General features: G+C 72.2%; 11 protein-coding genes, 1 tRNA gene and 1 pseudogene. 5 read left to right on the plus strand and 8 right to left on the minus strand.

Going from position 1 to position 14,155, the window contains the following annotated elements; translation table 11 throughout:
* Nucleotides 1-320: 320 nt before the first annotated feature.
* The 6 genes and pseudogenes from AMIR_RS00110 to AMIR_RS00135 all read right to left on the minus strand — a co-directional run.
* A pseudogene (locus tag AMIR_RS00110) lies at nucleotides 321-1,292 on the minus strand (serine/threonine-protein kinase); the annotation flags it as partial.
* Nucleotides 1,292-2,758, minus strand: coding sequence for a peptidoglycan D,D-transpeptidase FtsI family protein (locus tag AMIR_RS00115; RefSeq protein WP_012782660.1), 1,467 nt, complete (start codon nucleotides 2,756-2,758; stop codon nucleotides 1,292-1,294). The pseudogene AMIR_RS00110 and the gene AMIR_RS00115, both read right to left, overlap by 1 nt.
* On the minus strand, nucleotides 2,755-4,218 hold the full coding sequence (locus AMIR_RS00120) for an FtsW/RodA/SpoVE family cell cycle protein (protein WP_012782661.1): 1,464 nt from the start codon (nucleotides 4,216-4,218) through the stop codon (nucleotides 2,755-2,757). Before AMIR_RS00120 ends, AMIR_RS00115 begins: the two co-directional genes overlap by 4 nt.
* 3 nt (nucleotides 4,219-4,221) lie before the next feature.
* On the minus strand, nucleotides 4,222-5,646 hold the full coding sequence (locus AMIR_RS00125) for a PP2C family protein-serine/threonine phosphatase (RefSeq protein ID WP_012782662.1): 1,425 nt from the start codon (nucleotides 5,644-5,646) through the stop codon (nucleotides 4,222-4,224).
* Complete coding sequence (locus tag AMIR_RS00130; protein ID WP_012782663.1) at nucleotides 5,643-6,107, minus strand: FHA domain-containing protein FhaB/FipA; 465 nt, start codon at nucleotides 6,105-6,107, stop codon at nucleotides 5,643-5,645. The genes AMIR_RS00125 and AMIR_RS00130 overlap by 4 nt, the downstream gene beginning before the upstream one ends.
* 50 nt (nucleotides 6,108-6,157) lie before the next feature.
* A complete protein-coding gene (locus tag AMIR_RS00135) occupies nucleotides 6,158-7,420 on the minus strand; it encodes an FHA domain-containing protein (protein WP_012782664.1) in 1,263 nt (420 codons plus the stop codon).
* 114 nt (nucleotides 7,421-7,534) lie between these two features.
* On the opposite strand from AMIR_RS00135, the gene AMIR_RS00140 reads away from it, so the two are divergent.
* The 3 genes from AMIR_RS00140 (at nucleotide 7,535) to AMIR_RS00150 (ending at nucleotide 9,370) form a co-directional block, all read left to right on the plus strand.
* Nucleotides 7,535-7,617 (plus strand) — tRNA-Leu (locus AMIR_RS00140).
* 446 nt (nucleotides 7,618-8,063) lie between these two features.
* Nucleotides 8,064-8,684: a hypothetical protein gene (locus AMIR_RS00145; RefSeq protein WP_012782665.1), complete on the plus strand. Its 621-nt coding sequence runs from the start codon at nucleotides 8,064-8,066 to the stop codon at nucleotides 8,682-8,684.
* A 50-nt stretch (nucleotides 8,685-8,734) separates the two neighbouring features.
* Nucleotides 8,735-9,370 (plus strand): SDR family oxidoreductase, encoded by a 636-nt coding sequence (locus AMIR_RS00150; RefSeq protein ID WP_012782666.1) that lies wholly within the window; start codon nucleotides 8,735-8,737, stop codon nucleotides 9,368-9,370.
* Between the two features lie 212 nt (nucleotides 9,371-9,582).
* On the opposite strand, the gene AMIR_RS00155 is transcribed toward AMIR_RS00150, so the two are convergent.
* Nucleotides 9,583-10,860, minus strand: coding sequence for a D-arabinono-1,4-lactone oxidase (locus AMIR_RS00155; RefSeq protein ID WP_012782667.1), 1,278 nt, complete (start codon nucleotides 10,858-10,860; stop codon nucleotides 9,583-9,585).
* Nucleotides 10,861-10,943: 83 nt separating this feature from the next.
* On the opposite strand from AMIR_RS00155, the gene AMIR_RS00160 reads away from it, so the two are divergent.
* Nucleotides 10,944-12,131, plus strand: a complete 1,188-nt coding sequence (locus AMIR_RS00160) for an amino acid deaminase/aldolase (protein WP_012782668.1) — start codon at nucleotides 10,944-10,946, stop codon at nucleotides 12,129-12,131.
* On the opposite strand, the gene AMIR_RS00165 is transcribed toward AMIR_RS00160, so the two are convergent.
* Complete coding sequence (locus AMIR_RS00165; RefSeq protein WP_012782669.1) at nucleotides 12,128-12,760, minus strand: TetR/AcrR family transcriptional regulator; 633 nt, start codon at nucleotides 12,758-12,760, stop codon at nucleotides 12,128-12,130. The two genes, AMIR_RS00160 and AMIR_RS00165, sit on opposite strands and share 4 nt — an antisense overlap.
* A 119-nt stretch (nucleotides 12,761-12,879) precedes the next feature.
* Here AMIR_RS00165 and AMIR_RS00170 point away from each other — a divergent pair, with 119 nt between their 5' ends.
* The gene (locus tag AMIR_RS00170; protein ID WP_012782670.1) at nucleotides 12,880-14,142 is read left to right on the plus strand and encodes a family 1 glycosylhydrolase; all 1,263 of its coding nucleotides are present in this window, start codon (nucleotides 12,880-12,882) and stop codon (nucleotides 14,140-14,142) included.
* Nucleotides 14,143-14,155: the final 13 nt, after the last annotated feature.

The following is a 14,155-nucleotide window of genomic DNA, read 5'->3' on the forward strand; positions in this document are numbered from 1 at the left end:
GGAGCGCCCGGCGGGTGGAAAGCACCCGTGTGCGGGCCTGCCGCGGGAGGGTGGATGGGCTGCATCCCCGGACGCGAACCGGGGTGCGTCACGGGGATGCCGGGGTGGGTGAGCTGCGCCGGTGGCGTGAGCTGCTGCGGGGCCACCGGCGGGGGAGCCGCCAGCTGCTGCGGCGGCGCGAGCTGCGCCGGGAGCTGCTGCGACGGCATCGGCTGCTGCGGCATCGGCGGCGCGCTCATGGGCTGGGCCTGCATGGGCGGCGCGCTCATCGGCTGCGCCTGCATCGACTGCGCCTGCATCGGCTGCGCTTGCATGGACTGCGCCTGCATCGGCTGGGCCTGCATGGGCTGGACCTGCAACTGCTGCACGGGCAGCTGCTGCGAGGGCGGCGCCTGCGGCGGGGGAGCCAGCTGCGGCCCGCCCACCGCCATCGCCAGCCCGGACGGCGCGGGCAGCGGCTGACCCGCCCGCACCGCGGCCACCGCCGAGGCGAACTCGCCGCCGTTGCGGTACCGCTGCCTCGGGTCCTTGACCAGCGTCGCCTCGATCAGCGCCCGCACCGCGGGCGGCACGTCCGGCGGCAGCGGCGGCGCGACGTCCCTGATGTGCATCATCGCCACGGTCACCGCGTTCTCCGACCGGAACGGCCGGTGCCCGACGAGGCACTCGTAACCGCACACGGCCAGCGCGTACACGTCGCTCGCCGGCTCCGCGTCGTGCCCGGTCGCCTGCTCGGGGGCGATGTAGTGGGCCGTGCCCATCACCATCCCCGACCGGGTCACCGGCGCCGCGTCAGCCGCCTTCGCGATGCCGAAGTCGGTGATCTTCACCTTGCCGTCCGGGGTCACCAGGATGTTCCCCGGCTTCACGTCCCGGTGCACCAGGCCCCGCTCGTGCGCGGCCTGCAGCGCGGTGCCCGCCTGCTCCAGCACGTCGAGCACCCGCTCGGCGTTCATCCGCCCCCTGGCGATGACCGCGGCCAGGGGCTCGCCCTCGACCAGCTCCATCACCAGGTAGGCGGTGTCCTCCGGCCCGTCGGGCTCGGAGGCCGTCTCCCCGTAGTCGTGCACCCCGGCGATGCCGGGGTGGTTCAGCGACGCGGTGGTCCGGGCCTCGATGCGGAACCGGTTCAGGAACTCGGCGTCCCCGCTCAGCTCCGCCTTCAGCACCTTCACCGCGACGTTGCGGTCCAACCGGGTGTCGGCGGCCTCCCAGACCTCACCCATGCCGCCGACGGCGATCCGCCTGGTGAGGCGGTACCGCTCGGCGAGGAGCTGGCCGGAGGACAGCATCACCTGCTCCCGAGGTAGCTGCTGATCACCGCGCGACCGACGGGCGCGGCCACCAGGCTGCCCGTCGCGGCGCCGTCCCGCTTGCCGCCGCTCTTCTCGACGATGACCGCGAGCGCGATCTGCGGGTCGTTCGCCGGGGCGAACGCGGTGTACCAGGCGTGCGGGTTCGGGGTCGAGCCCACGCCCCACTCGGCGGTGCCGGTCTTCGACGCGATCTGGATGTTGCTGAGCTTGCCCGCGCCACCGGCCTTGTTCTCGGCGGCGATCATCATCTCGGTCAGCAGCTGGGCGCTGTCCTCGGAGATGGCCTCGTCGACCTCGTCCGGCTTCGTCTCGTCGACGGTCGCCGTGTCGGTGCCGAGGATCTTGTCCACCAGGTAGGGCTTCATGCGGACGCCCTTGTTCGCGATGGTCGCGACCATCACCGCGTTCGCCAGCGGCGTCACCTGGACGTCGCGCTGGCCGATGCCGGTCTGGAAGAGCGCGGCCTGGTCCGGGACCGGGCCGAGCGTGGAGGCCGCCGTGGTCATCGGGACCTGGTACTTCTGGTCGTCGATGCCGAACTTCGCGGCCTGCTCGCGCAGCTTCGCCGTGCCGAGGTCGCCCGCGAGCTTCGCGAACGCGGTGTTGCACGACTGGGCGATCGCCTGCTCCAGCGTGGCGTTGACGCCGTTGTTGCAGTTGGTGCCGTTGAAGTTCGGCAGCTCGGTGTTCGTGCCCGGCAGCGTGATGGTGGGCCGCGCGTCGACCTGGGTCGACTTGTCCATGCCCTCTTCGAGGCCCGCCGCCGCCACGACCAGCTTGAACGTCGAGCCGGGCGGGTAGGTCCAGGACAGGGCGCGGTTGGCGTCGGGCTGCGCCGGGTTGTCCTGCGTGACCTCGGCCCAGTACGCCTTCTCCTCCTGGCCGTCCTGCACGGCCAGCTTGTTCGGGTCGAACGAGGGCGTGCTCACCAGCGCCAGGATCTTGCCGGTCTTCGGCTCGATCGCCACGACCGCGCCGGTCCGGTCGCCCAGCGCCTCGTACGCGGCCTGCTGAGCCTTCGGGTTGATCGTCACCTGGAGGCTCGCGCCCTTGGGGTCGCGGCCGGTGATCAGGTCGGACAGCCTGCGCGTGAACAGCCGGTCGTCCTCGCCGATCAGCAGGTCGTTCTCGGCCCGCTCCAGCCCGTTGGAGCCGTAGGTGTTGGACAGGTAGCCGGTCACCGGCAGGTACATCGGCCCGTTGGCGTAGACCCGCTGCCAGCGGTCCTTGTCCGGGATCGGCGTGACCGTGGCCAGCGGCGTCCCGTCCGCGGCGATGATGCTGCCGCGCTCGCGGGAGAGCATCTCCAGCCTGCCCCGGACGTTGTACGGGCTGGTCCGGTACTCCTCGGCCTTGATGACCTGCACGTACGTCGCGTTCGCGAGCAGGATCATCATCATGACCATCATCGCGACGCCGACTCGGCGGAGCGGGGTGTTCATTTCGGTCGCTCCACCATGACAGTGAACTGGTCGGCGATCGCGGGCTGCTGCACGCGCGGCTTCACCGGCGCCTGCGGGGACCGCGCGGCGTCGGAGATGCGCAGCAGCAGCGCTACCAGGACGTAGTTGGCGAGCAGCGAGGAGCCGCCCTTGGACAGGAACGGGGCGGTGATGCCGGTCATCGGGATCAGCTTCATGACGCCGCCGATGATGATGAAGACCTGGAACGCCACCGCGAACGCGAGGCCGCCGCCGAGCAGCTTGCCGAACGTGTCGCGCACCGCCAGCGCGTTGCGCAGGCCGCGCAGCGCGAACACCGTGTAGAGCAGCAGCACGGCGGTGAGGCCGACGAGGCCCAGCTCCTCGCCGATCACGGCGGCGATGAAGTCGGTGTTCGCCTCGGGGATCTGGTCGGGGCGTCCGCCGCCGAGCCCGGCGCCGAACAGGCCGCCCGTGCCGAAGCCGAACAGCGACTGGACGATCTGGTAGCCGGCTCCCCCTGGGTCCGCGAACGGGTCGACCCAGTTGTCCACGCGGGTCTGGACGTGCGTGAACATCCGCCAGGCAGCGACCGCGGCGCCCATGAACAGGACGGTGCCGATGATGATCCACACCGCGCGCTCGGTCGCCACGTACAGCAGCACCAGCACGATGCCGAAGAACAGCAGCGACGAGCCGAGGTCCTTCTGCAGCACCATGACCGACACGACGACCGCCCACACGGCGATCAGCGGGCCGAGGTCGCGGGCGCGCGGCAGGTCCATGCCGAGGAACCGGCGGCCCGCGATGGTGAACAGGTCCCGCTTCGAGACCAGGAAGGCCGCGAAGAAGACCATCAGCAGGATCTTCGCGAACTCGCCCGGCTGGATCGAGACGCCGCCGAAGCGCAGCCAGATCTTCGCGCCGTTGATCGTCGGGGCGATGAAGCCGGGCAGGACGCCGGGCAGGATCAGCGCGACCAGGCCGACCAGGCCCGAGACGTAGCCGAACTTGGCCAGCGTGCGGTGGTCCTTGAGCAGCTTGAGCGCCGCGCAGAACAGCACCAGCGACAGGCCCGTCCACATGACCTGCTTCGGTGCCGCGGCGGACCAGGGCTCACCGTCGACGAGCACGTCGGCCATGCCCAGGTCGATCCGGTGGATCATCACCAGGCCGATCCCGTTCAGCAGCGTGACGCACGGCAGGATCACCGGGTCCGCGTAGGGCGCCCAGGTCCGCACCGCGAGGTGGGTCACGGCCAGCATCACCAGGTAGGCGAGGCCGTACCAGATGATGTTGAGCGAGAGCTCCTTCTCCTGGTTGGCCTCGACCAGCACCAGGGCGGCGGTGACCAGCACCGCGCCGAAGGCCAGGAGGAAGAGCTCGGTGCTCCGCTTGGTGGGTGGCGGTTTCAACCCCGGCGACGTGCCGCTCGCCCTCGCGAGCGGGGTGTCCTCCGCGCCGGTGCCCGGCGAACCCATCGGCTACTGACCCTTCCGGCAGTCCGTGCCCGGCGTCTGCGCGAGCGTGGGGAGGGGAGTGCCCTCCGTGGTGGTGGTCGGCGGGGCCGACGAGGACGTGCCCTGGTCACCGCTCGGCGGCGGCTGCTCGGCGCTCGTCGCCGAGCCCGTGGTCGTCGTGGGCGGGGCCGGGGTGCTGGTCAGCGGGTCGGCGCACAGCGGCAGCAGCTGCTCCGTGCGCAGCCTGCGGATCGCCTCGCGGGCGCCCTCCAGGCCGTCCACGGCGGTGATGCCGCTGCTCACCTCGTCCCGCATGAAGACCTTCAGGTCGTCCAGGGAGATCGGCTCGCAGCCCTGGGAGCCGGGCGGGCACGAGCCCTCCACGACCGTGTTCAGCTCGAAGCCGAGCACGTTCCCGGTCACGCCGCGGAACACCGACACCTGGCCGTCCTGCGCCGCGCCCACGTAGTACTGGCGCATCACCCACCAGCGGGTGCCCAGACCGGCGGCGGCCAGCAGCGCGAGCACCAGCACGACCAGCGCCAGCGCCTTCAGCTTCCCCTTGCGCTCGCGCTTCGGGTCCTGCTGCGGCGGTGGCGGCTGCTCCTGCCTCGGCGGCGCGGGCCGGGGCCCGGTGATGGAGCTCGCCCGCGAGGCGGGCGAGTCCGGCGGTGGCGGGTCGTCCCCGCCGTCACCGGCCGCACCGCCCACTATCGGGGCGTTCTCGCCGAAGTCGACGTCGACGACGTCGGCCACGACCACGGTCACGTTGTCCGGACCGCCGCCCTTGAGCGCCAGCTCGATCATCCGGTCGGCGCACGCCTGCGGGTCCGGGATGCGGATCGCCTCGTCCAGGGTCTCCAGCGTGACCACGCCGGAGAGGCCGTCCGAGCAGAGCAGGTAGCGGTCGCCCGGCCTGGCCTCGCGCACCATCAGGCGCGGTTCGACCTCGTGGCCGGTCAGCGCGCGCAGCAGCAGCGAGCGCTGCGGGTGCGTGGCCGCCTCCTCCTCGGTGATCCGGCCCTCGTCGATCAGCGACTGGACGAACGTGTCGTCGTGCGTGATCTGGCTGAAGGTCCCGTTGCGCATCATGTAGGCGCGCGAGTCGCCGATGTGCACCATGCCGAGTCGGGTGCCCGCGAACAGGACGGCGGTGAGCGTGGTGCCCATGCCGTCCAGGTCGGGGTCGCTCTGCACGAGCTCGGAGATCGCCCCGTTGCCGGAGATCACCGCGTCGCGCAGCTGACCCAGCAGGTCGTCGCCGGGCTCGTCGTCGTCGAGCGGCGCCAGGGCCGCGATGACGACCTTGCTGGCGACCTCGCCCGCGGCGTGGCCGCCCATGCCGTCGGCGAGCGCGAGCAGGCGGGGGCCCGCGTACACGGAGTCCTGGTTGTTCTGGCGGACCAGGCCCCGGTCGCTCCGGGCCGCGTATCGGAGGACGAGGGTCATGACCTCAGCTCGATCACCGTCTTGCCGATCCGGATCTGGGACCCGATCGGGACCCGGACCGGGCTGGTGACCTTCGCGCGGTCGAGGTAGGTGCCGTTGGTGGACCCCAGGTCCTCCACGAACCACTCGTCACCGCGCGCCGACAGCCGCGCGTGCCGGGTCGACGCGAAGTCGTCGTCCAGCACGAGCGTGGAGTCGTCGGCCCGGCCGATCATGATCGGCTTCCCGTCAAGCGTGATCCGGGTGCCCGACAGGGCCCCCTGCGTGACCACGAGCTGCCGGGGCGCCTTCGCCCCGCCCTTGCCTGCCCCCCTGAACCCCTTCTTGATCGACGGCGTCGGGACCCTCAGCCCCGACGCCGCGTAGAGGTCGGAACGCACCACTCGAAGCGCAGCCAACACGAACAACCAGAGCAGGATGAGGAACCCCGCTCTGGTCAGCTGCATCACCAGCTCTGGCACCGGTTGTAACCGCTCCTGACTTGAGTGCCGTCACGTCACACGTCTCGACCTCAGCCCTGTGTGCGGAAGACCAGCGACGAGTGGCCGATGCGGACGACGTCGCCTTCCGCGAGCTGCCAGGTCTGCACCGGGGTCCCGTTCACCGTCGTGCCGTTGGTCGAGCCGAGATCGGCGAGCATGGCACTGTGCCCGTCCCAGGTGATCTCCAGGTGCCTCCTGGAGACGCCGGTGTCGGGGAGCCGGAAGTCGGCCTCCTGGCCGCGGCCGACCACGTTGCCGCCCTGCTTCAGGTTGTAGGTCCGGTTGGACCCGTCGTCCAGGTGCAGGGTCGCGCTCAGCTGGCGCTGCGCGCCGCCCGCCGGGGCGCCGCCGTAGCCCGCCTGCTGGCCGTAGCCCTGGTCGTAGCCCGCGGCCTGCTGGCCGTAGCCCGCCTGGTCGTAGCCCGCCGCCTGCTGGCCGTAACCGGCCTGGCCGCCCTGGTCGTAGCCTGCGCCGCCCTGGCCGTAGCCCTGGTCGTAGCCCTGCTGGCCCTGGCCGTAGCCGGGCTGCTGACCGCCCGCGTAGCCCTGCTGGTCGTAGCCGGGCTGCTGACCGCCGTAGCCGCCCTGGCCGTAGCCCTGGTCGTAGCCCTGCTGGCCCTGGCCGTAGCCGGGCTGACCGCCCTGGCCGTAGCCCTGGTCGTAGCCGGGCTGCTGACCGCCTTGGCCGTAGCCCTGCTGGTCGTAGCCCTGCTGGCCCTGGCCGTAGCCCTGCTGCTGACCACCTTGGCCGTAGCCCTGCTGGTCGTAGCCAGGCTGCTGACCGCCGTAGCCGCCCTGCGCGTAGGGGTCGTAGCCGGGCTGGCCCTGTCCTTGTCCGTAGCCGGGAGGCTGGCTCATTGATCCGTCTCCTGCAGTGCGAGGTGGTGCTGACCGTCGGCTGTCAACTTTCACGTCGGGGTCGACGGACGAGCGGGTTCGGAACTGACCGGTGTGCAGCGCGTCGGAGCGCTCCAGGGAGACTACGACGTCACCATAGGTATCCCATCCGCTCTCCTCCAGGTGCTCCTGGATGGAGTCGCCCAGGGACTTGGTGATGCGTAGTTCATCCTGGCCGTCACCGGCAAGCCTGTCGTGGTCCTCAGGGCCGAGCAGGACCACGTAGTGGTTGGGGGCCAGCAGCCGCCCGCCCGCCAGCTCCCGGATGTTCCCGTCCGCCTCCCGCTGGAGGGCCTGGGCCACTTCCTGCGAGACGACGTTGCCGCCGAACACCCTGGCGAAGGTGTCGCCAACCATGCCTTCGAGACGGCGCTCGAAGCGCTGTACGAGGCCCACGGCAACCCTCCGACTCGGTCGACTTCTGACCCGATCGTATCCGGGCCGGGGAGGCGGGACACGGGCCAATTGGTAATCCGGATGGAGATCGTGCTAGTGTTCTCCTCGTCGCCAGGGCGAGTGGCGGAATGGCAGACGCGCACGGTTCAGGTCCGTGTGTCCGAAAGGACGTGGGGGTTCAACTCCCCCCTCGCCCACCGAATACCGGAGGCCCACCCCCAACAGGGGGTGGGCCTCTTGGCTTTCCGGGGGATTTCCGGTGTTCGCCAAGGGCAAACCGCGCAGTGATGTGTGTCACTCGAACGGCCCCGTGCTCGGCGGTCGGTTGGTTTCAAGCGGTGAACGGTCGTCGATGCGGTTCGCCGCCGTTATTCGAGCCCGCCGCGTATCGGATTCCAGGCCAGAGGTGTGCCTGTGCGTGCCCGTCACGGGTCGTTCCCAGGGTTCCGCGTCACCCGGACGGCAGCACCGCCGGGCCGAATTCGGCGAACCGGTCAACGACCGGTCACCGACCCGGTGAAACCGCTGAACTCAGGGCCGGGTCGGAGCGGGGGGCGAACGGCACTCCGACTGGTACGCCTTATCCAGAGCACGAGTCGAAACGCGGCGGATCGACCGCCGTGGTTCCCGAGGAGGCTTTGGCGTGAGCAGCACACCCGCACGGATCGAGGTCACGGACTCCGCGAAGGCGAAGGCCACGTCGGCCGCCGCGGTCCCGATCCCCGAACTGCCCGGCTCCGTCGAGGAGTTGGCCACGGTCGCCGCGGTCCGCCTCGGGTGGCACGGCGTTGTGCTGCCGGAGATGGTCCTGATGGGCCGCAAGGTCGTGGTCGTCGCCGACCTGATCGCCGACGCGCACGCCGAGCGGCTGTGCCTCGGCGCGGCCCCCGAGGTCGACCGGGCCACCGTCTCCACCTGGGTGTGGCCGGAGATGGACGGCCGCGTGCCGCCCGCCGCCGTGCGCATCGTCGGCGTGCTGGCGGTGGCCAGGCACTGGCGCACCGCGCTGGCCTCCGCCGTCCCCTTCGCGCGCTTCGGCAACGCCGCCGCCGTGCTGCCCGCCTCGGTCGCGCTGAGCCACGACTACCTGGCCAACTGCCTGCCGCGCGTGCGCAGGTACGGCGTGAACGTGCTGCTCGCCGACGAGAGCAGCGAGCTGACCACCGACGTCTGCGGTCGCAACGAGACCGTGCCGGTCGAGGACACCGCCACCACCCGCTGGGTCAACGAGCTGGTCTACGAGCGGGTCCTGGCCACCGCCTGACCCGCGCCGCCGATCTGTGGCGGGCCCGCGCGGCGGCTAGCGTCGGCCGCATGAGGCTTGTGATCGCGGGAGGGCACGGGAAGATCGCGCTGCACGTCCAGCGGCTGCTGGCGGCCGGCGGGGACGCGGCCACCGCGCTGGTCCGCAACGAGGACCACTTCGCGGACGTGACCGAGGCGGGCGGGGTGCCGGTGCTGTGCGACCTGGAGGCGAGCGATGTCGCCTCGGTCGCCGAGTACCTGACCGGCGCGGACGCGGTGCTGTTCGCCGCGGGCGCCGGGCCCGGCAGCGGGGTGGGGCGCAAGGACAGCGTGGACCGGGGAGCCTCCGCGCTCCTGGCGGACGCCGCCGAGCGGGCGGGCGTGCGCAGGTTCGTGCAGATCAGCTCGGCGGGCATCGGCCGGACCACCGGCGACGAGGTGTTCGACGCCTACCTGCTCGCCAAGGGCGCGGCCGAGGAGGACCTGAAGGCCCGCGACCTGGACTGGACGATCGTCCGGCCCGGCAGGCTGACCGACGAGCCCGCGACCGGCGCGGTCCGGCTCACCGAGGGGGACGCTCAGGACGGGTCCGTGCCGCGCGCCGACGTGGCCGCCGTGGTCGTGGCGGTGCTGGCGCAGCCGTCGTCGGTCGGGAAGACCTACGAGCTGATCTCCGGCGAGACCCCGGTCCAGGACGCGATCTAGGTCACAGCGACCGGCCGGACGGGTCCGGCAGCCGCCCTCCGGGGCCCCGCTCCCCGGAGCGCGGGCCCCGGATCGCTGAGATCCCGATCACTTCCGCCGGGGCGCGCCGAGAGCTGGATCACCGTCCGACCGCCGTCGGCGCCCGCGCAGGACAGGGGTGTGACGGGGCTCGCACCGCCGGGCGTGGAGAGCGCCGCGCCCGGCGGTCCGCCTCAGCCCAGCACCCGCTCCAGGTGCCGGTTCCCGAACTTCCGGTCCGGGTCGACCTCGGCGCGCACGCGGCGGAAGTCCGCGAACCGGGGGTAGCGGGTCGCCAGCTCCTCGGCGCCCAGCGAGTGCAGCTTGCCCCAGTGCGGCCTGCCGCCCACCGCCAGCGCGATCCGCTCGAACGCGTCGAAGTACCGCCGGTGCGGCATCCCCACGTACTGGTGCACCGCGACGTAGGCGGTGTCCCGCCCGTGCGCGGTGGACAGCCAGATGTCGTCGCCCCGCGCGACCCGCACCTCCACCGGCACGATCACCCCGTGCTCCAGCCCGGCCACGGCGGCGCGCAGCTCGCGCAGCACCCCGTGCAGCTCGGCGCGGGGCACCGCGTACTCGGTCTCCACGAACCGCACCCGGCGCGGGGTGGTGAAGACGCGGTGCGACTGGTCGCGGTAGTCGCGCTCGCCGATCAGCGCCCCGCACATCCGGTTGAGCCCCCTGGCCGTGGCGGGCACGGCGCGGGCGACCTTGCACACCGCGCCGAACGCGGCGTTCTCCATCACGTCGTACTCGTAGAACCGGCGCAGCCCGGACAGCGGCGCGCGCGGCTCGTCCACCCGGTTGTTCCGCTTGACGATCACCCGGTCGCCGTGCGGGAACCAGTGGAACTCCACGTGGTCCTCGGTCGCGGTGAGGTGGTCGAACTCCTCCAGCACCGCGTCGAGCCTGGCCGGGTACTCGCGGGCGTGCAGCACGAACGACGGCACGCAGCGCAGGGTCAGCGTGCTGATCACGCCGACCGCGCCGAGGCCGAGCCTGGCCGCCTCGAACAGGTCGGGGCGCTCGGTGGGGGAGCAGCGGACGAGCGAGCCGTCGGCGAGCACGACCTCCAGCGCGACGATCGTGGTGGCCAGGCCGCCGAGCGCCGCGCCGGTGCCGTGGGTGCCGGTGGCGGTGGCGCCCGCGATGGTCTGGGCGTCGATGTCGCCGAGGTTGGGCATCGCGAGCCCCTCCCGGTGCAGCAGCTCGTTGAGCTGCCGGAGCGTGGTGCCCGCGCGGACGGTCACCAGCTCTCCCGCCACGTCGACCAGGCCGGTCCAGCGGTCGAGGTCGAGCGCGACGGAGGGGGCGACGGCGACCCCGGTGAAGGAGTGGCCGCTGCCCCGCGCGCGGACGGCGTCGGCGGTGCGGACGACTTCGGAGATCCCCTCCGCCGTCGTGGGGTGCTCGACCCGGATCGGGGCTGCGGTCTCGGTCCGCGCCCAGTTCGTCCAGGGGGGTGCCATCTGCGCCTCCGGTGTGAGGAGAGCCACACAAGATAAGTGAAAGCGTTTCACCTTTCAAGCCTTTTCGACGTACCGTGGGGCCCATGCAGCCGAGGACGCGACTCGACCTGGCGACCAAGGACCTCGAAGCCCCGCTCGCGATCGTCGACCTGGACGCGTTCGACCACAACGCGGCCGACCTCGTCCGGCGGGCCGGGGGCAAGCCCATCCGCGTGGCGAGCAAGTCGGTCCGGGTGCGGGCGCTGCTCGACCGGGTCCTCGCCAGGCCGGGCTACGCCGGGCTGATGTGCTACTCGCTGCCCGAGGCGCTCTGGCTGTCGTCCTGCGACACCGCCGAGGACCTGCTGGTCGCGTACCCGACCGTCGACCACGCCGCGCTGCGCGCGCTGGCCGCCGACAAGAAGGCCCGCGGACGCGTCACGATCATGGTCGACTCGACCGCGCACCTCGACCTGGTCGACGCCGCCCTCGGCGAGGACCACCCGGAGATCCGGGTGTGCCTGGAGCTGGACGTCTCGTGGCGACCGCTGCCCGGCCTGCACGTCGGACCGCGCCGCTCGCCGGTGCACACCGAGGGCGACGCCGTCCGGCTCGCCCGCGCGGTCGTGGCCAGGAAGGGCTTCCGGCTGGTCGGCGTCATGGCTTACGAGGGCCAGGTGGCGGGCATCGGCGACGCGCCCGCCGGTCGGCGCGCCTGGGGCCTGGCGGTGCGCTGGATGCAGGGCCGCTCGGTGCCGGAGCTGACCGAGCGCAGGGCCGCCGCGGTGGCCGCGGTGCGCCGGGTGGCCGACCTGGAGTTCGTCAACGGCGGCGGGACCGGGAGCCTGGAGACGACCGGCGCCGACCGGTCGGTGACCGAGCTGGCTGCGGGGTCCGGGCTGGTCGGGCCGACCCTGTTCGACGCCTACCGCGCGTTCAGCCCGCGCCCGGCCGCGCTGTTCGCGCTGCCCGTGGTGCGCAGGCCCAAGAAGAACGTCGCCACGCTGTTCGCGGGCGGGTACGTGGCGTCGGGGACCGGGACGCCGGACCGGCTGCCCTCGCCGCACCTGCCGAGCGGGCTGGAGCTGATCGGGCTGGAGGGCGCCGGGGAGGTGCAGACGCCGGTCGTCGGGAAGGCCGCGGACCGGTTGGAGCTGGGGGACCGGGTCTGGCTGCGCCACGCGAAGGCGGGCGAGCTGGCCGAGCGGTTCGCGGAGTACCACCTGGTGAGCGGGGACCGGGTCGAGGCCGTCGTGCCGACCTACCGGGGCGAGGGCAAGGCCTTCGGCTAGGGGGTGGCCGGGGGCTGCCCCGGCATCCGGGTGGACAGGTAGCCCCGGATCATCGCCTTGGCCTCGTCGAGGACGAGCGGGTCGCCCGCCGGGTCGCGGCGGAAGGCCAGGCCCAGCACGCCGTCCGCCGCCTCGACGGCTATCGAGATCGGCAGCTTGACCTCGTCCAGGGGTATCGCGAAGCGGCTGGAGATCATCTCGGCGATCCGGTCGGACACCACGGAGTTGTTGTCCTTGCGGTCGTCCATCAGCCGCAGGTCGACCACGTCGCCGAAGTGCAGCCTGCTGAACGCGGGCACCTCGCGGTGCATCGCCACGTAGACGTCGAAGATCGAGTCGACCGCGTCCCACCAGTGCGCCAGCGCCTTGGTGGTGAAGGTGCCGTCCACGGTCTGGATGAACCGCTCCAGGTTGCGCAGGGTCAGCTCCTGCACGACGGCCCGCTTGTCCGGGAAGAACTGGTAGAGCGAGCCGACCGCGACGCCCGCCCGCTCGGCGATGAGCGTGGTGGTGACCCCGTCGTAGCCGACCTCCTCGATCAGCGCGGCGCAGGCCTCCAGCATCCGCTCGACGCGCTTGGCGCTGCGCTGCTGCACCGGCTGCCTGCGCAAGGGGGTCGTGCTAGTCACGGCGACTCCTGCTGGACTGGTAGGGGCCTTCATAGTGCCCGGTCGAAGGCTCGATGACTTCCCACCACACCGCAACACGCCTACTGTGTGAATCCGTTTCACGTTTCGTGGGAGGTGTCATGACCGGACCTGATTTCCTCTGGGGCGTCTCGACTTCCGCCTTCCAGATCGAGGGGGGCTTCGACGAGGACGGCAGGCTTCCCTCAGTGTGGGATGAATTTCCCTCGTTCGAGGGACAGACCGCGCGGGTGGCCTGCGACCACCGCAACCGGCACGCCGAGGACGTGGCGCTGCTGCGCGAGCTGGGGGTGAACGCGTACCGGTTCTCGCTGTCCTGGCCCCGCGTCGAGGGCGGACGGGCGGCCGGGAGCGGGAGCGCGGCGAGCAGCGGGCTCGACTTCTACGACCGGCTCGTCGACGACCTGCTCGACGCGGGCATCGCCCCCGTCGCGACGCTCTACCACTGGGACACGCCCGCCCACGTGGAGGAGGCGGGCGGCTGGCTCGCGCGGGACACCGCGCACCGGTTAGCCGACTACGCCGCCACCGCCGCCGCCCGGCTGGCCGACCGGGTCGCGATGTGGATCCCGGTCAACGAGCCCGCCATCGTCACCCTGCTCGGCTACGCCACCGGGCAGCACGCGCCGGGCAAGGCGCTCCTGTTCGACGCGCTGCCCGCCGCCCACCACCTCAACCTCGGCCACGGCCTCGCCGTCCAGGCCCTGCGCGCGGCGGGGGCCACCTCGGTCGGCACCGCCAACAACCACACCCCGGCCTGGGCGGCCACCGGCTCCGCCGAGGACGCCGCCGCCGCGAGCGCGTACGCCGACCTGCACAACTGGCTCTACGCCGACCCGGTCCTCGCCGGGCGCTACCCCGAGTCGCTGGTCGACCTGCTGCCGGTCGAGGACGGCGACCTCGCCACCATCGCCCAGCCGCTCGACTTCTACGGCGTCAACTACTACAACCCGACCCGGCTCTCGGCCCCGTCGCCGGGCAACCCGCTGCCGTTCGACCTGGTCCCGATCACCGAGCACCCGGTCACCGGCTTCGGCTGGCCCGTCGTGCCCGCCGGGCTCGGCGAGATGATCGGCGCCCTGCGCACCAGGCACCCGAACCTGCCGCCCGTGCACGTCACCGAGAGCGGGTGCAGCTACCCGCACTCGCTCGACGACACCGAGCGCGTCGACTACCTGGCCGCCCACAGCGAGGCCGCGATCGCCGCGGGGGCGAAGGGCTACTTCGTCTGGTCGGTGCTGGACAACTTCGAGTGGGACTCCGGGTACTCGCAGCGCTTCGGCCTGGTCCACGTCGACTACGCCACCCAGCGCCGCACCCCGCGCGCCTCCTTCCGCTGGTACCGCGACCGGATCCGCCGGTGAGCGCCCTCGGACC

Source organism: Actinosynnema mirum DSM 43827, assembly GCF_000023245.1.
GTDB lineage: Bacteria > Actinomycetota > Actinomycetes > Mycobacteriales > Pseudonocardiaceae > Actinosynnema > Actinosynnema mirum.

What these genes read in the sequence shown, in the direction of transcription:
- AMIR_RS00115 (WP_012782660.1), bottom strand. Translation starts at nt 2,758, where the DNA reads ATGAACACCCCGCTCCGCCGAGTCGGCGTCGCGATGATGGTCATGATG.
- AMIR_RS00120 (WP_012782661.1), bottom strand. Translation starts at nt 4,218, where the DNA reads ATGGGTTCGCCGGGCACCGGCGCGGAGGACACCCCGCTCGCGAGGGCG.
- AMIR_RS00125 (WP_012782662.1), bottom strand. Translation starts at nt 5,646, where the DNA reads ATGACCCTCGTCCTCCGATACGCGGCCCGGAGCGACCGGGGCCTGGTC.
- AMIR_RS00150 (WP_012782666.1), top strand. Translation starts at nt 8,735, where the DNA reads ATGAGGCTTGTGATCGCGGGAGGGCACGGGAAGATCGCGCTGCACGTC.
- AMIR_RS00155 (WP_012782667.1), bottom strand. Translation starts at nt 10,860, where the DNA reads ATGGCACCCCCCTGGACGAACTGGGCGCGGACCGAGACCGCAGCCCCG.
- AMIR_RS00160 (WP_012782668.1), top strand. Translation starts at nt 10,944, where the DNA reads ATGCAGCCGAGGACGCGACTCGACCTGGCGACCAAGGACCTCGAAGCC.
- AMIR_RS00170 (WP_012782670.1), top strand. Translation starts at nt 12,880, where the DNA reads ATGACCGGACCTGATTTCCTCTGGGGCGTCTCGACTTCCGCCTTCCAG.